This is a genomic window from Streptomyces sp. enrichment culture, assembly GCF_964273255.1.
Lineage (GTDB): Bacteria > Actinomycetota > Actinomycetes > Streptomycetales > Streptomycetaceae > Streptomyces.
This window is the reverse complement of the sequence record NZ_OZ186835.1, coordinates 3,817,501-3,837,766: the sequence shown is the minus strand read 5'-3', so window position 1 is coordinate 3,837,766 and position 20,266 is coordinate 3,817,501. Positions and strand designations below refer to the sequence as shown.

Genomic DNA, 20,266 nt, shown 5'->3' with positions numbered 1-20,266 from the left:
GAACCCGATGGACATCACGACACAGACACCCACCGCCCCTCCCTCCGCCCCCCTGCCGGCCACGGCCGAGCAGAAGCGGGCCGCACGGGCCGCCACCCGCCCCGGTGACCGGATCTTCCTCGGGCTCTCCCGCGGGTCCGGCATCTTCGTGCTGGTGCTGATGGCCGCCATCGCGGCCTTCCTGACGTACCGCGCCTCCCTGGCCATCGGCAAGGACGAGGCGAACTTCTTCACCACCTTCGAGTGGAACCCCACCGGCGTCCCGCCGGAGTTCGGCATCGCCGTCCTGGCCTTCGGCACCGTCGTGTCGTCGGTCATCGCGATGATCATCGCGGTGCCGATCTCGGTGGGCATCGCCCTGTTCATCACGCACTACGCCCCCCGCCGCCTCGGCGGCCCCATCGCGTACGTGATCGACCTGCTCGCCGCGGTCCCCTCGATCGTCTACGGCCTGTGGGGCGCCCTCTTCCTCGTCCCGCACCTCAACGGCCTCTACGGCTGGCTCGACGACTACCTCGGCTGGACCGGCGTCCTCGCCTGGAACGACGGCGCCCCGCGCTCGCTGTTCACCATCGGCATCCTGCTGGCGATCATGATCCTGCCGATCATCACCAACGTCAGCCGCGAGGTGTTCCGCCAGGTGCCGCGGATGCACGAGGAGGCCGCCCTGGCCCTCGGCGCCACGCGCTGGGAGGTCATCCGCATGTCGGTGCTGCCCTTCGGCCGCTCCGGCGTCATCTCCGCGTCGATGCTGGGCCTCGGCCGCGCGCTCGGCGAGACGATGGCCGTCGCGATGGTGCTCTCGCCGTCCTTCGACATCAACCTCAGCCTGCTCGACACCGGCGGCGGCACCTTCGCCCAGAACATCGCCAGCAAGTTCAACGAGGCCAACGTGATGGGCCAGGACGCGCTGATCGCCTCCGGCATGGTCCTCTTCGTCATCACCCTGCTGGTCAACGGCGCGGCGCGGCTGATCATCGCCCGCCGCAAGGAGTACTCGGGGGCCAACGCATGAGCCACGCAACCCTGTCCCCGCAGCGCAGCTCGCTGCGCGGCGCGACCCTGCCGAAGTGGTTCCCCTGGGCGGTGGCCGCCGCGTCCGCCGCGCTGGGCTACGGCATCAGCGCCGCCGCCGGACTGCAGAGCGACATCCAGTGGGCCCTGATCGCGGCCCTGCTGTTCGTGGGCGGGTCGTTCGCCGTCGCCGCCAAGGTCGAGGGCGTCCGCCAGGCCAAGGACCGCACCGCGACCAGCCTGGTGTGGGTCGCCTTCCTGCTGGCCGTGGTCCCGCTGGCGTCCCTGCTGTGGGAGACCGTCCAGCAGGGCGTGAAGGTCCTCGACGGCTACTTCCTCACCCACTCGATGGGCACCGTCGCCGACGCCGAGCCCGGCGGCGGCATCTACCACGCCATGCTCGGCACCCTGCAGCAGGTCGGCCTCGCCGCCCTGATCTCGGTGCCGGTCGGCGTGCTCACCGCGATCTACCTCGTCGAGTACGGGCGCGGCCGGCTCGCCAAGGCGGTCACCTTCTTCGTCGACGTCATGACGGGCATCCCGTCGATCGTCGCGGGCCTGTTCATCCTCAGCCTCTGGGTGCTGATCCTCGGCATGGGCCCGTCCGGCTTCGCCGGCTCCATGGCCCTGTCGATCCTGATGATCCCCGTGGTCGTCCGCTCCACCGAGGAAATGCTGAAACTGGTGCCGAACGAGCTGCGCGAGGCGTCCCTGGCGCTCGGCGTGCCGAAGTGGCGCACCATCCTCAAGGTGGTGCTGCCCACGTCGATCGGCGGCATCACCACCGGCGTGATGCTGGCCGTGGCCCGCATCACCGGCGAGACCGCCCCCGTGCTGCTGCTGGTGTGGGGCACCGACTTCATCAACGCCAACCCGTTCCAGGGTCCGCAGGAGTCGCTGCCGATGTACATCTACCTGCAGTACGCCAACAGCGGAGGCTCCGGCGCGGCCTACGACCGTGCCTGGGCGGCGGCCCTGACGCTCATCGCGTTCATCATGATCCTCAACCTGGTCGCCCGCGGCATCGCCCGCTGGAAGGCCCCGCAGACCGGTCGCTGACGCGGCCACGGCGACCCTCGTCAGCGACCCGAAAGAAGCAGTGATTCCCATGGCCAAGCGCATCGACATCAGCGGCCTCAACGCCTACTACGGCTCCTTCCTCGCCATCGAGGACATCTCGATGACGGTCGAGCCCCGCTCCGTCACGGCCTTCATCGGCCCGTCCGGCTGCGGCAAGTCCACCTTCCTGCGCACCCTCAACCGCATGCACGAGGTCACGCCGGGCGGCCGGGTCGAGGGCAAGGTCATGCTCGACGACGAGAACCTGTACGGCAGCGGCATCGACCCGGTGGCCGTGCGGCGCGAGGTCGGCATGGTCTTCCAGCGCCCCAACCCCTTCCCCACCATGTCGGTCTACGACAACGTGGCGGCCGGCCTCCGGCTGAACGGCAAGTACAAGAAGTCGCAGCTGGACGACATCGTCGAGAAGTCGCTGCGGGGCGCCAACCTCTGGAACGAGGTCAAGGACCGCCTCAACAAGCCCGGCTCGGGCCTGTCCGGCGGTCAGCAGCAGCGGCTGTGCATCGCCCGCGCCATCGCGGTCGAGCCGAAGGTGCTGCTGATGGACGAGCCCTGCTCCGCCCTGGACCCGATCTCCACCCTCGCCATCGAGGACCTGATCGGCGACCTGAAGGAGCGGTTCACCATCGTCATCGTCACGCACAACATGCAGCAGGCGGCCCGCGTCTCCGACCGCACCGCGTTCTTCAACCTCGCGGCGGTCGGCAAGCCCGGCAAGCTGATCGAGATCGACGACACCGAGCGCATCTTCTCCAACCCGTCGGTCCAGGCCACGGAGGACTACATCTCCGGCCGCTTCGGCTGACCCGGTCCCCTCACGGTGCTGCATGGCGGTGCCACCGTGAGGAGCACAGGGCCCGCCCCCGACTGCCGGGGGCGGGCCCTTTCCCGTTCTCCGTACGTCCTGCCGTGCCGCTCCGACCGCACCCCTGCTGCCGCACCCCTGCTGCCGCACCCCTGCTGCCGCACCTCTGCTGCCGCACCCCTGCTGCCGTGCCGCGGGGCACCCCGCTCCGGGCACGCGCTACAGGAACGCCAACCGCACCACCCAGAACGACAGCGCGGCCACCAGGGCGGCCGCCGGCATGGTGATGAACCAGCCCAGGACGATGTTCTTGGCGACGCCCCACCGCACCGCGTTGACGCGCTTGGTCGCCCCCACACCCATGATCGCCGAGGTGATCACGTGCGTGGTGGAGATCGGCGCGTGGAACAGGAACGCCGAACCGAACATGATCGTCGCGCCCGTGGTCTCCGCCGCGAAGCCCTGCGGCGGGTCCAGCTCGATGATCTTCCGGCCGAGCGTGCGCATGATCCGCCAGCCGCCCGCGTACGTGCCCGCGGACAGCATCACCGCACAGGCGATCTTGACCCACACCGGGATCGGGTCGCCGTAGTCCTCGACGTCGGCGATGACCAGCGCCATCACCACGATGCCCATCGTCTTCTGGGCGTCCTGCAGACCGTGCCCGAGCGCCATCCCGGCCGCCGACACCGTCTGGGCGATCCGGAAGCCGCGCTTGGCCTTGTGCGGGTTGGCCCGGCGGAAGATCCACATGATCGCCGTCATGACCAGGTAACCGGCCAGCAGGCCGACCAGCGGCGAGACGAACATCGGGATGACGACCTTGTCGACGACGCCGTTCCAGTAGACGGCCGTCCCGCCGGCGAGCGCGGCGCCCACCATGCCGCCGAACAGGGCGTGCGAGGACGAGGACGGCAGTCCGAAGTACCAGGTGATCAGGTTCCAGACGATCGCGCCCACCAGGGCGGCGAACAGGATCCCCATGCCCGTCGAGCCCTCGGGGGTCTCGATCAGCCCCTCACTGACCGTCTTGGCGACGCCGGACCCCATGAACGCGCCGGCCAGGTTCATCACGGCGGCCATCGCGAGCGCCGCCCGCGGGGTCAGCGCGCGGGTCGACACGGAGGTGGCGATCGCGTTCGCCGAGTCGTGGAAGCCGTTGGTGTAGGTGAAGAAGAGCGCGACCCCGATGGTCACGACCAGTGCGAACGTCTCCATGGGTGGTGTCAGGACTCCTTGACGGAGATGGTCTCCACCGTGTTCGCCACGTGCTCGAAGGCGTCCGCCGCTTCCTCCAGTACGTCCACGATCTGCTTCAGCTTGAGCACCTCGATGGCGTCGTACTTGCCGTTGAAGAGGTGCGCCAGCAGCTTGCGGTGGATCTGGTCGGCCTGGTTCTCCAGCCGGTTCACCTCGATCCAGTACTCGGTGAGGTTGTCCATGGTCCGCAGGTTCGGCATGGCCTCGGCCGTCAGCTCGGCGGCCCGCGCCAGCACCTCGATCTGCTGCTCGACGCCCTTGGGCAGTTCCTCGACGTTGTAGAGGACGACCAGGTCGACGGCCTCCTCCATGAAGTCCATGATGTCGTCGAGGGACGAGGCGAGGGAGTAGATGTCCTCGCGGTCGAAGGGCGTGATGAACGAGGAGTTCAGCTGATGGAAGATCGCGTGCGTGGCGTCGTCGCCCGCGTGTTCCGCGGCCCGCATACGCTCTGCGATCTCGACCCGGGCGGAGGAGTCCGCCCCGAGCAGTTCCATCAGGAGTTTGGAGCCCGTGACGATGTTGTCCGCGGATGCGGCGAACATGTCATAGAAGCTCGTCTCCCTGGGGGTCAGACGAAAGCGCACGTGGGGTCCTCGGGGTGCAGAGGGTTCGGTCAGGCTGATGCTAGGCGCATCATCCGGCCACGACTAACGGGCCGTCCCCCAGTGTCGCCCATCGGGCTCGCTGCTCCGCACGGGGGCCGTCCGAGGTCCGCGTCCGGCCGTCGCGCACGGCACCGGCCACAGGTCCTATACCCAGGGAAATTCGGTACCATATACCCGGCAGGGGTATATACGGGACCACGACCGGCAGCACACCACAGGAGGACGCGATGACGACCACCGAGGCCGGCGCCGGAGCGCCCTCCTCCGAGGCGACGGAGATCGTCACCGACCACGACCGCGGCATCCACGGCTACCACCACGAGAAGCAGGAGCACCTCAAGCGCCTGCGCCGCATCGAGGGACAGATCCGCGGTCTGCAGCGGATGGTCGACGAGGACGTCTACTGCATCGACATACTCACCCAGGTGTCCGCCTCCACCAAGGCGCTGCAGTCCTTCGCCCTGCAACTCCTGGAGGAGCACCTGCGTCACTGCGTCGCCGACGCGGCCGTCAAGGGCGGCGACGAGATCGACGCCAAGGTCAAGGAGGCCACCCAGGCCATCGCCCGGATGCTGCGCACCTGACCGTCACGGGGGGCCGTCACGGGGACCGTCACGGGGGGGCCGCCACGAGGGCCGGGCGGACGAGGGCCGGGCGGACCCGCGAGGGCCGGGCGGGCGGCGGACCGTCAGCGCCGCCCCGGCCCGGCGCGCCGGCCGGACTCCTGGGCCGCGGTCCGCGCCTCGGCCACCCGGAGCACCTCGTCGATGCTCTCCAGACTCAGCCGACCCTGCGCGGCGGACGCCGCGATGATCAGGTCTCCGCACAGCTCTATCTCGGCGAGAGCCACGTGGTCCTGGACCATCCCGAGGGGGGCCACGCGCGTCACCTCATCTCTGCCGTCACCGACGTCCCGGGGCCTGCCGGACAGGACCCAGGGTAGGCAGCGGCCCACGCGCCGCGCATGGCACGTAAGGGCTAGTTCCCGCCGGTCACTCCTCGGCGATCCGGCCGGCGTAGATGTCGTCCGCGGCGGGCAGCCGCACCCGCACCGGGGCCCCGAACCCGAACAGCAGGGTGGTGGACGCCACCTCGACCGGCCGCTCCTCGGCACCGTTCACGAAGCTGAACCGGTGCCGGACCTTGCGGATGCGGCCCTCGTCGTCCAGATACACGTCGAACGGCACCGCGGCGGTGGCGAACCCTTTCGCCGCCGCACCCAGCGGCCCCCTGTTCGGCTCCGCCGCGTCGCGCGCCGCCGCCGAGAGGTCCGCCGTGCCGCGGTAGTGCCGCACGGCGGTGCCCGCGACCTCGGTCCGCTCGACGAACACGGCCGTCCGCGTCCCGCGCAGCACCTCGGCGGCGACCAGCGGATCCGTCGCCCCGCCGGTGACGAGGTTCCCGTCGGACAGCGTCCCGGTGTCCACCCGCACCCACTTGTCGGCGGGCACCCCGGCCCCGCGGTTCTTCATGAACAGGGCGCCCGGAGCGAGCAGCTCGGTGATCGGCCGCCGCACCTCCTGGCCCGCCGGGTCCTGCGGCAGCAGCACCTTCAGCCGCCCCGTCCGCGCACGGAAGTCGTACACGCCCTCGCCCCGGATGGTCACCCGGGTCCCGCCGCTGGCCATCTCCATCGACGTACGGGTCTGGGCGCTCCCGGCCTCCACCAGCGCGTCGGCGGCACCCCGCAGCACCGTCACCGGATCCCCGGCGGGGGCACCCCCGGTCACCGCGCCGCTCTCCGCGCACGCCCCGGCCGTCAGGCCCAGACAGCCGACGGCTCCGAGCGCGCCGACGGCCCGGCGCACCCGCCCGCCCCGCAGTGGTCTTCCCGCCATCGTCCGCCTACCCCCGCTCCATCCGCCACGGGCCGCTGTCGTTGCGGTTAACGACCGGTAGGTGCCCCCGTCACGCGCGGCGGGACGGGCGGTACCGTGGTCGGCGTGGCGCAGCAGCAGGAACGGCCCGAGCCCGTCGGACAGAAGGAACACTCCACCACCACCGCGGAGCAGGGGCGCTTCTGCACGGCCCGCTGCACCTGCGGCTGGCGCGGCCCGGCCCGCAGGGCCCGCAGTCAGGCCCGCACCGACGCCGAGAAGCACACGGCCGGGTGACCGCCGGGCCACCACACCGGCGGGTACTGGCGGGTGAGGCGGCCCCGGCGGACGGGACGGCACCGCCCCGACGGCCGGGAGAACGCCGGGGAGGCGTCCGGCCGACTCAGATGTTGGAGTCGAGCGCCGGGAAACCGGGGGGCAGATCGGCGGCGGGCTCGTCGCCGACCGCGCCCGTCAGGTCGCGGTCCAGCCCCAGGGTGTAGGCCGCCATGGAGATCGAACCGGCGGCGTGCCCGTCCACCAGCAGGTCCAGCGGCCGGGTGTCGGCCAGCCCGGCGATGTACAGCAGCGGCAGGTAGTGGTCCGGCGTCGGCACCGCACGGCCGAAGTCCGGGTGCCCGTCCAGCGCGGCCACCCCGGCCGGGTCGTCGGCCAGCCGCTCGCGGGCCACCTCGTCGAAGCGCAGCGCCCAGTCGTATCCGGTGTCCGGCTGCCGGAAGTCCACCGCCCGCAGGTTGTGCACGACGTTGCCGCTCCCGATGATCAGCACGCCCTGCTCCCGCAGCGGCGCCAGCCTGCGGCCCAGGTTCAGGTGGTGGTCGAAGTCCTTGAACGCGTTGAGCGAGAGCTGCACCACCGGGATCGACGCGTCCGGGAAGGCGTGCACGAGCACCGACCAGGTGCCGTGGTCGATGCCCCAGCTGTCGATGTCCTGCCCCACCCAGGTCGGCTTCACCACGTCGGCCACCAGCTCGGCGACGTCGGGCGCGCCGGGCGCCGGGTACTGGACGTCGAACAGCTCCTGCGGGAAGCCGTAGAAGTCGTGGATCGTACGCGGCCGGGGCATCGCGGTGACCGCGGTGGCGTTGGTGTACCAGTGCGCCGAGATCACCAGGATCGCCCGCGGCCTCGGCACCGACGCGCCGAACAGCCGCCAGGCCTCGGTGTACCGGTTCCGCTCCAGGGCGTTCATCGGGTTCCCGTGGCCGAGGAAGGCGGCCGGCATCACCGTCCCGGCGGCCCCGCCCGTCCCGCCCGCGCGCCCCGCTGCGGCGCCCGGGCCGCCCGCACCGCCGTCCTGGCCACTCGCCGGGCCGCTCGCACCGCTCACACCGCTCATGCCGTGCACGGACGCTTCCCTTCGCCGGGGACCGGTTCCCCGGCGAGCCTAGGTCCTGTCACCGGCCCACGCCCGCGACCCGCCGCTGCGACGGCACGTCAGCACCCGGCGTGCTCCGCGCCGTTGGCCCGCCCGGACGCTCAGGCCGCCAGGTCGCGCTCCCCGGGACCGGACGCCTCACGGCGCGGACCGCGCGTCGCCCCGCCTCCCCCGCTGTCCCGCCCGTGGGCCGTGATCAGCCATCCCGCCCTCGGTGACCGTTCGATCGCCCGCATCAGCGGCGTCAGCAGCGCCATCGCCGCCGGCGACAGCAGCAGCGCGACGGCCGTGCCGAGCGCGAGTCCGCCGATGACGTCCGTCGGGTAGTGCACGCCCATGTAGACCCGGCAGAAGCCGGCGAACACCGCCATCACGATGGCCACCAGGCCGAACTTCCGGTGGGCCAGGAACAGTCCGACCGCCAGGGCCATGCTGAGGGTGGCGTGATCGCTCACGAACGAGTAGTCGGTCTTGCCGGAGACCAGCACTTCCAGACCGTCGTGGTCGAGGAAGGGTCTGGGCCGCTCGACGATGCCCCGGATCGGCACGTTCACCAGCACCGCCACGGCCGCCGCGAGCGGGGCCCACACCAGCGCCGCGACCGAGACCGCCGCGTCCTCACCGCCCCGCTTCCGCACGCCCCACCAGCACCACATGACCATCAGGACCACGGCGAACAGCAGCCCGTACTCGCCGACGAACTCCATGGTGCGGTCGAACCACGGCGGGGCCGCCTTGGCCAGGCCGTTGATGTCGTAGAGCAGGTCGACGTCGGGGTTCGACCCGGATTCGGCGAGTCCAGCCATGGTGCTGCGGCCCCTTCGTCATGTAGTGCGGCACACGGTGTGCACGCCTTCCCTGTCCACCCCCGTGGTGTGTAGATCCGCTTTCCGGCTACGCCAACAGGAACGCACGGCCCCCGTCCATACGTTCCACGGTCCACCGAATGATCACCCAGACGTTACCGAAGAGAGATTCATCTCCGCAGCTCAGGGGGTGGGTTCACGCTCCGCTACGCAGGAGTGGGGAGCGCTTTCGCGCCATCTTCGGTCACCCGGGTGGCACCGAAGTAGTCGGGGGTGTCGATCGGGTCGAACCGGATCACCGCCCCCGGCCGGGGCGCGTCGATCATGTACCCACCGCCCACGTAAATGCCCACATGCCGGATGGCCCGCGAATCGGTCGGATCGTCAGAGAAGAAGACCAGATCACCGGGGAGCAGTTCGTCCCGCGCCGGGTGCGGCCCCGCGTTGTACTGATCGTTCGCCACCCGCGGCAGCGTGATCCCCACGCTCTCGTACGCGGCCTTCGTCAGACCCGAGCAGTCGAAGCGTCCGCCCTGCTCAGCGGTGCCGTTGCCACCCCACAGATACGGCGTGCCCAGCTTCTCCTGCGCGTACGCGATCGCCCCCGCGGCCTGCCGGGAGGGGTCGACCCGGCCGACGGGCGCCGCGAAACTCTTCTCCAGCGCGGTGATCCGGGCCACGTAGTTCCGCGTCTCCTTGTACGGCGGCACGCCCCCGTACTTGATCACCGCATAGGCCCCCGCGTTGTAGGAGGCCAGCATGTTTTCGGTCGGATTCCCCGGCACGTCCTTCACATAGGACGCCAGCGTGCAGTCGTACTGCGCCGCCGACGGGATCGCGTCCGCGGGATCCCACACGTCACGGTCGCCGTCCCCGTCCCCGTCGATGCCGTGCGTGGCCCAGGTACCGGGGATGAACTGCGCGATGCCCTGCGCCGACGCGTGGCTCTGCGCCCTCGGGTTGAACCCGCTCTCCTGGTAGAGCTGCGCCGCCAGCAGCGCCGGATTGATGGCCGGGCAGAGGTTGCCCCACTTCGCCACCAGCTCCTGGTACTCGGCCGGCACGGCACCCTTGGCCAGCGCCTTGGCGGCCCCGCCCCCCACCCCGTTGACGAGGTTCCCGGCGACGAGATAGACGCCCACGACGAGCAGCATGACGAAGGCGAGCCCGCCGCTGAGCGCGACGCCCGCCACCACCCACGCCTTACGCACCGTCAACCGCCCTTCACCCCGAGGGAGTCCGACCGCCGCCGTCAGTGTAGAGGCGGCCCCCGGCCGCCACCCGGCGCGCACGCGCCCGCACGCCACCCGCGCCGCCCCCACCGGCCGGCCCTCTCCGGCCCCGGCACCGGACGCGTACCGCTCTCTTCGCGGGCTTCATTGCCCGGCGTAACATACCGTGATACACAGAGTGACGATACGACTCTTCATTCACACAAAACACGCCAGCCAATGACGCCAAGTCGACATGCGTTGGCGCATTTGTCGGCGACAATGAGGTCTGACCTCTGCATGCCCGCAGAGGGTGCGGAACTACCCAACAGGGGCGGTGACTTACATGCTCTTTGCGGCCGACGAGGGAGACATCAACACCATTATCGGCGGGATCGCTCCGGACTGGGGCCCCTTCGGCAGCCTGGGCAACGAGGCCAAGGTCATGATCGAAGTGGTCATGGCGGTCGCCATCCTGATCTGCCTCGGCATCGCCATCTGGGGCGCCGCCAAGCAGCGCATCGGTGCCACGGCCCTGCGCGACACGTTCAGCGCCGAACAGGGCAAGGGCCTCATCATCGCGGGCCTGACGGGTGTGTTCATCATCGGCTCACTCGGCACCCTCTTCACCATCGTGTACGGCATGGCCGTCTAGCCCGCTCCATCGGTCCCCACCGGGCACGCCCGGCACCCCTCCACCCCACCCGCCCGTCGTGCCCACCGGCTGAGGTTGCGTTTCCCTGATGTCGAGTCACCACACCGCGCCCGCGCGGGGACCAGCACGGCTACCGTCGTACGAGGAGTACGCGGAGTACGAGGTGTTTCCGCACGACGTCGAGGGGGCGTACGCGGCATGAGTCTCGGAGACGAGCACGAGGCCACCAGCGGTTACGGAGGCACGGGCCAGACCCGGACCCGCCTGCCCGAGGGCAACGGCGGCGGTCCGTACGGCGGCGCGCGCAGAACCGGCCGCTCGTCCTCCCGCAGCCTGGTCACCGTGGTCGGCGTGGTGGTCCTCCTCATCGCCGCCATCGCCTTCGCCAACCGCGGGGGAGACGGTCCCGCATCCGGCACCCCGGAGGCCGACTCCCCCAAGGCGGCGGCCACCGCCCCGTCGGGCGAGAAGCCGGTGAGCACCAGAACGGGCGGCATCCCCTCGGGCTTCGCCCACGACCGACAGGGGGCGGAGAGCGCGGCGGCGAACTATGCGGTGGTGCTGGTGTCGTCGGACATCCTCAAGCCGGACCGGCGAACCGCCATCGTTCAGCAGGTGTTCGTCCAGGAGAAGCAGGCGCCGCTGCAGGAGCGTTTCAACAAGGCCTACACCAAGGACTTCCTGAACAACCTGGGCCTCGACGAAAAGGGCAACGCAGCCGCCGGCAGCACCTACGTCTCGCGCACCATGCCGATCGGCACCAAGGTCACCAGCTACTCGGACACCGCCGCCGCGGTCGAGGTCTGGTGCACCGGGGTCTTCGGTACGGCAGGCGAAAGCACGACCAACCCGGTCAGCAGCGACTGGTTCACCATGACGCTTCAGCTGCACTGGACCGGTGACGACTGGAAGGTCGACAGCTTCGCCCAGAAGGACGGCCCCGCGCCTGTCCCGGGCGACCACAGGGCGTCCACGGCCGACGAGATGGCCAAGGCCGTCAAGGAATACGGAGGCCTCACGTATGCCCGGTAATCCGCGCCGTGCCCTGTCGGTCACCGCGGCCGTCGCTGCCGTACCGGCCACCGTCCTGCTGCTGGCCAAGCCCGCTGCCGCCGACCCGTCGCCATCCCCCTCTCCGTCGCCGACGCCCTCCCCGTCGAACGACAACTGCGACCTCATCGTCGGCCCCGCCAAGGACTACTGCGAACGAGGCGAGAGCGGTGGCGGCAGCGCCAACCGCCTCAACGACCCCTCCTCCACCCTCGACCCCCTCGCCTCCCTCGCGCAGGGCTGCGCCGACGCCGCCTCCTGGACGGTCAAGAAGCTCAGCGCGGCCGTCCAGGAGACGGCCCACGTCGACTTCACCAACCCCATGTTCCTCCAGCAGTACGCCGTCGTGTTCGCCGCGTCGACGATCCTGACCCTCCTCCTGTGGCTGCTCGCCGTCGCCAAGCGGGCCGTCCGGGGCGTTCCCCTCACGACCGCCCTCTCCGAGGCCATAGGGTTCCTGTGGCTCACGGTGCTCGCCTCGGCGTTCACCCCGCTGATCCTCTACACCGTCGTCTCGGCCACCGACGGCATCACCGACGTGCTCGCCAAGGCGACCGGCGACCAGACGGACACCTTCTTCGGCACCTTCTCCGCCGCCCTGGAGAAGGGCGAGGACATCGGCGGCGGCCCGATCATGCTGATCGTCGTGTCCCTGGTGTCGATCCTCGCCGCCGGCGTGCTCTGGCTGGAGCTCGTCATCCGGGCCGCCCTGCTCTACGTCGGCGCGCTGCTCGGCACCGTCGTCTACGCGGGCCTGGTCGACAAGAACCTGTGGGGCCACGTCCGCCGCTGGGCCGGAATCATGATCGCCGTGATCCTGGTGAAGCCGGTCATCGTCATCGTGCTGGGTCTCGCCGGGGCCCTGTCCGCCGACGACGGACCCGACGCGTTCTCGGCGGTCGTCTCCGGACTCGCCATCATCCTGCTGGCGATCTTCGCCTCCGCGATGATCTACCGCTTCGTGCCGGGCTTCGGCGACGAGATCGCCGGCTCCCGCAACAACCGCATCATGCAGGGCGCCGAGGGCAAGGCGGCCGCCGTCATCAGCTCGCCCGCGACCCTGGTCGCCCAGGGCATCAAGACCCACAGCACCCGCGCCGACCACAACGCGGGCGGCGGCCAGTCCTCCGGCCCCCGCCCGTCCAATCCCGCCTCCGGCGGCGTGGCCGCCCACAGCTCGCGCCCGGCGAACGGCGGCGGAACTGTCCCCTCCGCCGCACCCGCCCCGCGCGCCGCCAGCCCGGTGAACACACCGCACGCCGGCAACACCCGCAACAGCAGTACCAACCGCACGGGAGGTGAAGGGCGTTGACGACCGAGTCCCACGTGTCCCATCCGGTCACGCCCCGCCGTACGTATCTGATCGGCCGCGCCCGGCCGAACGCGATCATCGGCCGCAACCGCGAGACCGGCGAGATCGCGCTCATCGTCCTGGGCGCGTTCCTCGGCATGATGTGCGGGCTCCTCGTCCCCGTCCTGTCCCTGCGGATCGTGCTGCTCGCCGGGCTCCCGATGATCGCCCTGTCGGCGGTGTACGTGCCCTACAAGGGCCGCACCTTCTACAAGTGGTTCGAGATCAACCGCAGCTACAAGCGCACCCTGCGCAACAGCGCCACCTACCGCTCCGCCGTCGTGGAAGCCGGCACCCGCCTCGACGGGCGCGAGGTGGAGGTCGGACCGCCGCCCGGCATCGGCCGGATCACCTGGCTCGCCGCACCGTTCGGCCCGGACGAGATCGCCGTGCTCCTGCACGCCGACCGCAGAACCGTCACCGCGGCCATCGAGATCGAAGGCCCCGGCGTCGGCCTGCGCGACTCCGAGGACCAGGAGGCCCTGGTCGACCGCTTCGGCACCCTCCTCAAGCACGTCGCCAACGGCGACGGCTTCGTCACCCGCCTCCAAATGCTGGCCCGCACCCTCCCCGCCGACCCCGACGCCCACGCCAAGGACGTCGCCGTGCGCGGCGACGACAAGGCGCTGCCGTGGCTGCAGCAGTCCTACGACCAGCTCCAGTCCATGGTGTCCACCAGCAGCGAACAGCACCGCGCCTACCTCGTCGCCTGCATGCACTACACCCGCGACCTGGCCGCCGAGGCCAACGCCATGGCCCGGGCCGTACGCACCCAGGGCCGCAGGGTGGACCGGGACGCCGGCCTGGCCGTCGTGATGGCCCGCGAGCTCACCGACATCTGCTCCCGGCTCCAGGAGGCCGACATCCGCGTCCGGCAGCCGCTCGGCCAGAGCCGGCTGTCCTCGCTGATCCACTCCATGTACGACCCGGACCACCCGATCGACCACATCCAGGCGATGACGAAGCGCAACGCCTGGCCGGCCGAACTGGACGCGACCGAACCCACCTACCTCCAGGCCAAGACCCGCGAGTCCGCCACCCGCGCCCCCTGGTGCCACGCCACCGCCTGGGTGAAGGAATGGCCGATGACCCCGGTGGGCGTCAACTTCCTCGCTCCCCTCCTCGTCCACACCCCCGACGTCATCCGCACCGTCGCCGTCACCATGGACCTCGAACCCACCGAGGTCGCCATCGAACGCATGCTGACGGAGAAGACCAACGACGACGCCGAGGCGTCCCGCGCCGCCAAGATGAACCGCACCGTCGACCCGCGCGACATCGCCGCCCACAGCCGCCTCGACCAGCGCGGCGAGGACCTCGCCAGCGGCGCGGCCGGGGTCAACCTGGTCGGCTACATCACCGTCTCCTCCCGCTCACCCGAGGCCCTGGCCCGCGACAAGCGGACGATAAGGGCGTCGGCCGGCAAGTCGTACCTGAAACTCGAGTGGTGCGACCGCGAGCACCACCGCGCCTTCGTGAACACACTCCCGTTCGCCACCGGCATCCGAAGGTAGGGACTGAGTCCGATGCGGGATCCGCTGTCCGTCGTCACCGACGCCTTCACGTCCTTCCTCTTCGGGAAGGTCGAGACGACCCGCCTGCCGGTGCGCACCTCCACCGGCCAGGCCCAGGCCGTCTACCTGCCGACCGCCGCGCCCGGCCTGGGCGACTCCGGCGTCATCATCGGCCGCGAGGTCTACTCCGGCAAGGGCTACATCTACGACCCCTTCCAGCTCTACGGCCAGCAGCTGCCCGCACCGCACTGGCTGGTGCTGGGCGAGTCCGGCAACGGCAAGTCGGCCCTGGAGAAGACCTACGTCCTGCGCCAGCTGCGCTTCAAGGACCGCCAGGTCGTCGTGCTGGACGCCCAGGGCGAGGACGGCGTCGGCGAGTGGAACCTCATCGCGCAGGAACTCGGCATAACTCCCATCCGGCTCGACCCGACGGCCGCCCTCAACCACGGCATCCGGCTCAACCCGCTCGACCCGGCGATCACCACGACCGGGCAGCTCGCCCTGCTGCGCACCATCATCGAGGTCGCCATGGGCCACGGCCTCGACGAGCGCGCCGGCTTCGCCCTCAAGGTCGCGCATGCCTACGTCACCGAGACCATCCTGGACCGCCAGCCGGTGCTCTCCGACATCGTGGAGCAACTCCGCCACCCGGAGCCGGAGTCGGCCGCGGCGATGAACGTCGCCATAGACGACGTACGGGCCTGGGGCCTGGACGTCGCCCTGGTCCTGGACCGCCTGGTCGACGGCGACCTGCGCGGCATGTTCGACGGCCCGACGACCGTCGGCATCGACCTGGACGCGCCACTGATCGTCTTCGACCTGTCCCACATCGACCGCAACTCCATCGCCATGCCGATCCTCATGGCGATCGTCGGCGTGTGGCTGGAGCACACCTGGATCCGCCCCGACCGGAAGAAGCGCATCTTCCTGGTCGAGGAGGCCTGGCACATCATCAACAGCCCCTTCGTGGCCCAGCTGTTCCAACGGCTGCTGAAGTTCGGCCGACGGCTCGGCCTGTCCTTCGTCGCGGTCGTCCACCACCTGTCCGACGTCGTCGACGGAGCGGCGGCGAAGGAGGCCGCGGCCATCCTGAAGATGGCCTCGACCCGCACCGTCTACGCCCAGAAGGCCGACGAGGCCCGCGCGACGGGACGGGTCCTGGGCCTGCCCCGCTGGGCCGTGGAGATCATCCCGACCCTCACTCCCGGCATCGCCGTGTGGGACGTCAACGGCAACGTGCAGGTGGTCAAGCACCTCGTCACCGAGACGGAGCGCCCGCTGGTCTTCACCGACCGCGCGATGACCGAATCGTCCGCCGACCTGACCGACGACGCCCTGCGCGCCGCCGAACTGGAGGCCGAGGAGCGGGCCGCGGCCTTCGTGGAACACCATGTCGGCGACTCCGAATCGACGGTGGCGTAGCCCAGCAGGTGCGGGGAGGACACACGTGAGAGCGCACGACCGCCGCGGCGAGGGAGCGGACGGCCGGGGCGGCATCCCGGACGGGCTGCTGATCGGCGTCCTCGGCTTCCTCCTCGGCATGACGACGCTGGTGTGGACGGCCACCGGTCTCGCGGGCCTCCTGGCCCACGGCGCCTGGCCGTCCGGCGTCACCTTCGCCCGCACGCCCCTGGCGATGCGCTCCCTCATCGCCGAACCGCACGACCTGCCGGGCGCCTGGCCGGACACCCCGGCGGGCGCCCTCTCAGGCTACGGCCTGTTCTGGGGGCTGTTCATCGGCCAGCTGATGGTCCTCGTCGTGCTCACGGTGTTCGTGCTGGGCACCATGGCCCGCTGGAGGGCCGGCCGCGCCCGGCGCCGCGCCGAGAAGACGGCCGTCCCGGCCCACGTCCGACCGGAGCCGGAGTCCTCGGAGCCGCGGACGCCGGTCGTGCACGAGGTCCCGACCCCGAGGACACCGGAAGCCGAGCAGCCCCCCACGGCGACCGCACCCGCCGCGGCCCCACCGGAGCACGCAGCGTCGGAAACGATCCCCTCCTCTCCGGAAACGATCCCTTCCTCTCCGGAAGCGGCGACCCCTCCACCCCGGGCGACGCCCGCGCCCCTCCTGGAGGCAGCCTCCGCCAACGGCTGGGACACGTCCCGCACCGCGGGCTCCGTCCACTACGGCCCGCCCGGCACCCGCCACCCGGCCGCCGCCCAGGCCGTGCGGGACGCGGAGGGCCCCGTCCTCGTCCTCACCTCCCACCCCGCCCTGTGGGAGGAGACCAAGGACGCCCGGGGCAAACTCGGCCCCACCCACCTCTACGACCCGACCCACCGCTGCGACACACCGGCCCGACTGCACTGGTCCCCCACGACCGGCTGCGAGGACAAGGACACCGCCGTCGCCCGGGCCACCGCCCTCCTCGCCCCGGTCCGGCCCGCCTCACGCCTCGACCAGGCCGTCAGCGACACCGCGGAACTCCTCCTGCGCAGCTACGTGCACGCCGCCGCCGTCGACGGCCGCACGATCCGGCACGTCCACCGCTGGGCGCAGGGCCTCCAGGTCCAGGACGCCGTCCGCATCCTGCGCACCAGCCCCAAGGCGGCTCCCGGCGCCGCCGGCGAACTCGAAGCCGCCCTCACCGCGCACCCCGAACGCCGCGACATGGCCCAGCAGCTGACGACCCGTGCGCTGTCGGCCCTGTCCATCGTCAACGTGCGGGAGGCCTGCACACCCAACCGAAATGATGCCCTCGCGCTGGATTCCTTCATCGCTGAAGGGGGCACGCTCTATGTGGTGGGCGAAAGCATCGAGGATCCCCGCACCGCCCCGGGGGCCATGCCCCTGTTGACGGCCCTCGCCTCAAGCGTGGTCGAGCACGGCCGGCGCATGGCCGCACGGTCATCCTCCGGTCGGCTCGACCCACCACTCACTCTCGTCCTGGACGACGTCGCCGCCGTGGCACCGCTCCCCCGTCTCCCGGAGCTCCTGGCCACCGGTACGGAACAGGGCCTTGCGACCCTGGCCCTCCTCCGCTCCCGCGAACAGGCCCGCGCCCGCTGGCCCCACGCCGAACTACCCGTCTGACCGGGACCGTTCGTACACCATCTCCCACTCGTGCTCCCCCGGCTTCCCGGCCAACGGCACGGTCACCCCGCTCCGCACGAAGCCCGCCTTGCGGTAGAAGCCCAGCGCCCGCCCGTTCTCCGGGTGCACGATAAGCCGCACCCGCTCCGCTCCGCGCTGCCACGCCCACTCCAGGGCCGCGGCGAACAGCGCTCGGGTCAGCCCGCCGCCCCGGTGGTCCGGCGCGACGTACACGCCGATCAGATGCCCCTGGCGTCGCTCCACGGGCAGTCCCGCCCAGTCCTTCGTCCCGGCCTCCTCGATCAGGACGGCGACCGTCCCGACCCACTGGCCGGCCTCGGTCACGGCGACGAACTGCCGCACGGCGCCCGCTTCCTGAGCGGCACGGGCCGTACGGTCGCGCCAGAAGCTGTCGGGCCGCGCGGCGGCCTCCTCGTAGGTCTCGAGAAAGGCGAGGTGGGCGACCGGGTCGCGCAGCGCCGTCAGCCGCAACTCCTTCACCTCGGCCCATTCCTCTGCGAGTACGGGACGTATCACGGGGTTCCCTGTGGGGCGTGCAGTCATGACCGCAACGGTAGAGCACCATCGCCCCGAGAACGCAGAAAGCCCCCGTGCCATACGGCACAGGGGCTTTCCCAACGTATTGTTCGGCGGCGTCCTACTCTCCCACAGGGTCCCCCCTGCAGTACCATCGGCGCTGTAAGGCTTAGCTTCCGGGTTCGGAATGTAACCGGGCGTTTCCCCTACGCTATGACCACCGAAACACTATGAAACACTCAACCGCACCACACCCAGAAACCCGGGTGTGGGGTTGTTCGTGGTTTCAGAACCAACACAGTGGACGCGAGCAACTGAGGACAAGCCCTCGGCCTATTAGTACCGGTCAACTCCACACGTTACCGTGCTTCCATATCCGGCCTATCAACCCAGTCGTCTACTGGGAGCCTTACCCCATCAAGTGGGTGGGAGCCCTCATCTCGAAGCAGGCTTCCCGCTTAGATGCTTTCAGCGGTTATCCCTCCCGAACGTAGCCAACCAGCCATGCCCTTGGCAGAACAACTGGCACACCAGAGGTTCGTCCGTCCCGGTCCTCTCGTACTAGGGACAGCCCTTCTCAAGACTCCTACGCGCACAGCGGATAGGGACCGAACTGTCTCACGACGTTCTAAACCCAGCTCGCGTACCGCTTTAATGGGCGAACAGCCCAACCCTTGGGACCGACTCCAGCCCCAGGATGCGACGAGCCGACATCGAGGTGCCAAACCATCCCGTCGATATGGACTCTTGGGGAAGATCAGCCTGTTATCCCCGGGGTACCTTTTATCCGTTGAGCGACGGCGCTTCCACAAGCCACCGCCGGATCACTAGTCCCGACTTTCGTCCCTGCTCGACCCGTCGGTCTCACAGTCAAGCTCCCTTGTGCACTTACACTCAACACCTGATTACCAACCAGGCTGAGGGAACCTTTGGGCGCCTCCGTTACCCTTTAGGAGGCAACCGCCCCAGTTAAACTACCCATCAGACACTGTCCCTGATCCGGATCACGGACCCAGGTTAGACATCCAGCACGACCAGACTGGTATTTCAACGACGACTCCCCCTGAACTGGCGTCCAGAGTTCACAGTCTCCCAGCTATCCTACACAAGCCGAACCGAACACCAATATCAAACTGTAGTAAAGGTCCCGGGGTCTTTCCGTCCTGCTGCGCGAAACGAGCATCTTTACTCGTAGTGCAATTTCACCGGGCCTATGGTTGAGACAGTCAAGAAGTCGTTACGCCATTCGTGCAGGTCGGAACTTACCCGACAAGGAATTTCGCTACCTTAGGATGGTTATAGTTACCACCGCCGTTTACTGGCGCTTAAGTTCTCAGCTTCGCCCCACCGAAATGGAGCTAACCGGTCCCCTTAACGTTCCAGCACCGGGCAGGCGTCAGTCCGTATACATCGCCTTACGGCTTCGCACGGACCTGTGTTTTTAGTAAACAGTCGCTTCTCGCTGGTCTCTGCGGCCACCCCCAGCTCACCGAGTAAATCGGATCACCAGGAATGGCCCCCCTTCTCCCGAAGTTACGGGGGCATTTTGCCGAGTTCCTTAACCATAGTTCACCCGAACGCCTCGGTATTCTCTACCTGACCACCTGAGTCGGTTTAGGGTACGGGCCGCCATGAAACTCGCTAGAGGCTTTTCTCGACAGCATAGGATCATCCACTTCACCACAATCGGCTCGGCATCAGGTCTCACCCTTGATGAGTGGCGGATTTGCCTACCACTCGGGCTACACCCTTACCCCGGGACAACCACCGCCCGGGATGGACTACCTTCCTGCGTCACCCCATCACTCACCTACTAACCGCTTGGTTCAGCGGCTCCACCACTCCGACCTCGTCCGAAGACTCAGCCGGCGGCTTCACGGCCTTAGCATCACGATGCTCGATGTTTGACGCTCCACAGCGGGTACCGGAATATCAACCGGTTATCCATCGACTACGCCTGTCGGCCTCGCCTTAGGTCCCGACTTACCCTGGGCAGATCAGCTTGACCCAGGAACCCTTAGTCAATCGGCGCACACGTTTCTCACGTGTGAATCGCTACTCATGCCTGCATTCTCACTCGTGAACCGTCCACAACTGCCTTCCGGCGCTGCTTCACCCGGCACAC

General features: G+C 69.6%; 19 protein-coding genes and 2 rRNA genes (1 of these 21 cut by a window edge). 11 read left to right on the top strand and 10 right to left on the bottom strand.

The genetic code is table 11. The features are described 5' to 3' along the window. Nucleotides 1-7: 7 nt before the first annotated feature. The 3 genes from pstC to pstB are packed head-to-tail and all read left to right on the top strand — an operon-like array spanning nucleotide 8 to nucleotide 2,899. A complete protein-coding gene (gene pstC, locus ACSU53_RS16570) occupies nucleotides 8-1,015 on the top strand; it encodes a phosphate ABC transporter permease subunit PstC (RefSeq protein WP_437028522.1) in 1,008 nt (335 codons plus the stop codon). Then, nucleotides 1,012-2,073, top strand: a complete 1,062-nt coding sequence (pstA, locus tag ACSU53_RS16565) for a phosphate ABC transporter permease PstA (protein WP_437028520.1) — start codon at nucleotides 1,012-1,014, stop codon at nucleotides 2,071-2,073. Before pstC ends, pstA begins: the two co-directional genes overlap by 4 nt. Before the next feature lie 49 nt (nucleotides 2,074-2,122). Further along, nucleotides 2,123-2,899: a phosphate ABC transporter ATP-binding protein PstB gene (gene pstB / locus ACSU53_RS16560; protein ID WP_362101245.1), complete on the top strand. Its 777-nt coding sequence runs from the start codon at nucleotides 2,123-2,125 to the stop codon at nucleotides 2,897-2,899. Nucleotides 2,900-3,118: 219 nt separating this feature from the next. Here pstB and ACSU53_RS16555 read toward each other — a convergent pair whose 3' ends face one another. Next, complete coding sequence (locus ACSU53_RS16555; protein WP_437028518.1) at nucleotides 3,119-4,117, bottom strand: anion permease; 999 nt, start codon at nucleotides 4,115-4,117, stop codon at nucleotides 3,119-3,121. A gap of 8 nt (nucleotides 4,118-4,125) precedes the next feature. Beyond that, on the bottom strand, nucleotides 4,126-4,746 hold the full coding sequence (locus ACSU53_RS16550) for a DUF47 domain-containing protein (protein ID WP_362101240.1): 621 nt from the start codon (nucleotides 4,744-4,746) through the stop codon (nucleotides 4,126-4,128). 248 nt (nucleotides 4,747-4,994) lie between these two features. Here ACSU53_RS16550 and ACSU53_RS16545 point away from each other — a divergent pair, with 248 nt between their 5' ends. Next, complete coding sequence (locus tag ACSU53_RS16545) at nucleotides 4,995-5,351, top strand: metal-sensitive transcriptional regulator (RefSeq protein ID WP_362101237.1); 357 nt, start codon at nucleotides 4,995-4,997, stop codon at nucleotides 5,349-5,351. Nucleotides 5,352-5,455: 104 nt separating this feature from the next. Here ACSU53_RS16545 and ACSU53_RS16540 read toward each other — a convergent pair whose 3' ends face one another. Beyond that, nucleotides 5,456-5,656: a hypothetical protein gene (locus ACSU53_RS16540; RefSeq protein ID WP_437028515.1), complete on the bottom strand. Its 201-nt coding sequence runs from the start codon at nucleotides 5,654-5,656 to the stop codon at nucleotides 5,456-5,458. A gap of 103 nt (nucleotides 5,657-5,759) precedes the next feature. Continuing rightward, on the bottom strand, nucleotides 5,760-6,605 hold the full coding sequence (locus ACSU53_RS16535) for a hypothetical protein (RefSeq protein ID WP_437028513.1): 846 nt from the start codon (nucleotides 6,603-6,605) through the stop codon (nucleotides 5,760-5,762). Nucleotides 6,606-6,710: 105 nt separating this feature from the next. Between ACSU53_RS16535 and ACSU53_RS16530 the strand changes: the two genes are divergently transcribed. Next, a complete protein-coding gene (locus tag ACSU53_RS16530) occupies nucleotides 6,711-6,881 on the top strand; it encodes a hypothetical protein (protein WP_362101230.1) in 171 nt (56 codons plus the stop codon). A gap of 106 nt (nucleotides 6,882-6,987) precedes the next feature. Here ACSU53_RS16530 and ygiD read toward each other — a convergent pair whose 3' ends face one another. The 3 genes from ygiD to ACSU53_RS16515 all read right to left on the bottom strand — a co-directional run bounded on the left by ygiD (nucleotide 6,988) and on the right by ACSU53_RS16515 (nucleotide 9,943). After that, nucleotides 6,988-7,944, bottom strand: a complete 957-nt coding sequence (gene ygiD / locus ACSU53_RS16525; protein WP_437028511.1) for a 4,5-DOPA dioxygenase extradiol — start codon at nucleotides 7,942-7,944, stop codon at nucleotides 6,988-6,990. 140 nt (nucleotides 7,945-8,084) lie between these two features. Beyond that, nucleotides 8,085-8,789, bottom strand: a complete 705-nt coding sequence (locus ACSU53_RS16520; protein WP_437028509.1) for a phosphatase PAP2 family protein — start codon at nucleotides 8,787-8,789, stop codon at nucleotides 8,085-8,087. 206 nt (nucleotides 8,790-8,995) lie between these two features. Beyond that, nucleotides 8,996-9,943 (bottom strand): NlpC/P60 family protein, encoded by a 948-nt coding sequence (locus ACSU53_RS16515; protein ID WP_437033240.1) that lies wholly within the window; start codon nucleotides 9,941-9,943, stop codon nucleotides 8,996-8,998. Between the two features lie 403 nt (nucleotides 9,944-10,346). Here ACSU53_RS16515 and ACSU53_RS16510 point away from each other — a divergent pair, with 403 nt between their 5' ends. The 6 genes from ACSU53_RS16510 (at nucleotide 10,347) to ACSU53_RS16485 (ending at nucleotide 17,604) form a co-directional block, all read left to right on the top strand. Next, the gene (locus tag ACSU53_RS16510; protein ID WP_006136301.1) at nucleotides 10,347-10,655 is read left to right on the top strand and encodes a hypothetical protein; all 309 of its coding nucleotides are present in this window, start codon (nucleotides 10,347-10,349) and stop codon (nucleotides 10,653-10,655) included. A 198-nt stretch (nucleotides 10,656-10,853) separates the two neighbouring features. Then, nucleotides 10,854-11,687, top strand: coding sequence for a hypothetical protein (locus ACSU53_RS16505; protein ID WP_437028508.1), 834 nt, complete (start codon nucleotides 10,854-10,856; stop codon nucleotides 11,685-11,687). Continuing rightward, complete coding sequence (locus ACSU53_RS16500; protein WP_437028506.1) at nucleotides 11,677-13,017, top strand: hypothetical protein; 1,341 nt, start codon at nucleotides 11,677-11,679, stop codon at nucleotides 13,015-13,017. Before ACSU53_RS16505 ends, ACSU53_RS16500 begins: the two co-directional genes overlap by 11 nt. Further along, nucleotides 13,014-14,570 carry an SCO6880 family protein gene (locus ACSU53_RS16495; protein ID WP_437028504.1) on the top strand — a complete coding sequence of 519 codons (1,557 nt, stop codon included), beginning with the start codon at nucleotides 13,014-13,016 and terminating at the stop codon, nucleotides 14,568-14,570. The genes ACSU53_RS16500 and ACSU53_RS16495 overlap by 4 nt, the downstream gene beginning before the upstream one ends. Before the next feature lie 12 nt (nucleotides 14,571-14,582). After that, complete coding sequence (locus ACSU53_RS16490; RefSeq protein WP_437028502.1) at nucleotides 14,583-15,992, top strand: ATP-binding protein; 1,410 nt, start codon at nucleotides 14,583-14,585, stop codon at nucleotides 15,990-15,992. Between the two features lie 25 nt (nucleotides 15,993-16,017). Beyond that, nucleotides 16,018-17,604 (top strand): type IV secretory system conjugative DNA transfer family protein, encoded by a 1,587-nt coding sequence (locus ACSU53_RS16485; RefSeq protein WP_437028500.1) that lies wholly within the window; start codon nucleotides 16,018-16,020, stop codon nucleotides 17,602-17,604. On the opposite strand, the gene ACSU53_RS16480 is transcribed toward ACSU53_RS16485, so the two are convergent. From ACSU53_RS16480 to ACSU53_RS16470, 3 genes are all read right to left on the bottom strand, one after another. After that, the gene (locus ACSU53_RS16480) at nucleotides 17,593-18,141 is read right to left on the bottom strand and encodes a GNAT family N-acetyltransferase (RefSeq protein ID WP_437028498.1); all 549 of its coding nucleotides are present in this window, start codon (nucleotides 18,139-18,141) and stop codon (nucleotides 17,593-17,595) included. The genes ACSU53_RS16485 and ACSU53_RS16480 overlap by 12 nt on opposite strands. A 108-nt stretch (nucleotides 18,142-18,249) precedes the next feature. Beyond that, nucleotides 18,250-18,366, bottom strand: a 5S ribosomal RNA gene (gene rrf / locus ACSU53_RS16475). A 91-nt stretch (nucleotides 18,367-18,457) separates the two neighbouring features. Beyond that, a 23S ribosomal RNA gene (locus tag ACSU53_RS16470) occupies nucleotides 18,458-20,266 on the bottom strand; it runs 1,315 nt beyond the window's last position.

Excerpts from the sequence above, each read along its gene's own strand:
- ACSU53_RS16500 (WP_437028506.1), top strand. The coding sequence starts at position 11,677 with ATGCCCGGTAATCCGCGCCGTGCCCTGTCGGTCACCGCGGCCGTCGCT.
- ACSU53_RS16490 (WP_437028502.1), top strand. The coding sequence starts at position 14,583 with ATGCGGGATCCGCTGTCCGTCGTCACCGACGCCTTCACGTCCTTCCTC.
- ygiD (WP_437028511.1), bottom strand. The coding sequence starts at position 7,944 with ATGAGCGGTGTGAGCGGTGCGAGCGGCCCGGCGAGTGGCCAGGACGGC.
- pstB (WP_362101245.1), top strand. The coding sequence starts at position 2,123 with ATGGCCAAGCGCATCGACATCAGCGGCCTCAACGCCTACTACGGCTCC.
- ACSU53_RS16505 (WP_437028508.1), top strand. The coding sequence starts at position 10,854 with ATGAGTCTCGGAGACGAGCACGAGGCCACCAGCGGTTACGGAGGCACG.
- pstA (WP_437028520.1), top strand. The coding sequence starts at position 1,012 with ATGAGCCACGCAACCCTGTCCCCGCAGCGCAGCTCGCTGCGCGGCGCG.
- pstC (WP_437028522.1), top strand. The coding sequence starts at position 8 with ATGGACATCACGACACAGACACCCACCGCCCCTCCCTCCGCCCCCCTG.
- ACSU53_RS16545 (WP_362101237.1), top strand. The coding sequence starts at position 4,995 with ATGACGACCACCGAGGCCGGCGCCGGAGCGCCCTCCTCCGAGGCGACG.
- ACSU53_RS16510 (WP_006136301.1), top strand. The coding sequence starts at position 10,347 with ATGCTCTTTGCGGCCGACGAGGGAGACATCAACACCATTATCGGCGGG.
- ACSU53_RS16535 (WP_437028513.1), bottom strand. The coding sequence starts at position 6,605 with ATGGCGGGAAGACCACTGCGGGGCGGGCGGGTGCGCCGGGCCGTCGGC.
- ACSU53_RS16520 (WP_437028509.1), bottom strand. The coding sequence starts at position 8,789 with ATGGCTGGACTCGCCGAATCCGGGTCGAACCCCGACGTCGACCTGCTC.
- ACSU53_RS16555 (WP_437028518.1), bottom strand. The coding sequence starts at position 4,117 with ATGGAGACGTTCGCACTGGTCGTGACCATCGGGGTCGCGCTCTTCTTC.
- ACSU53_RS16515 (WP_437033240.1), bottom strand. The coding sequence starts at position 9,943 with ATGCTGCTCGTCGTGGGCGTCTATCTCGTCGCCGGGAACCTCGTCAAC.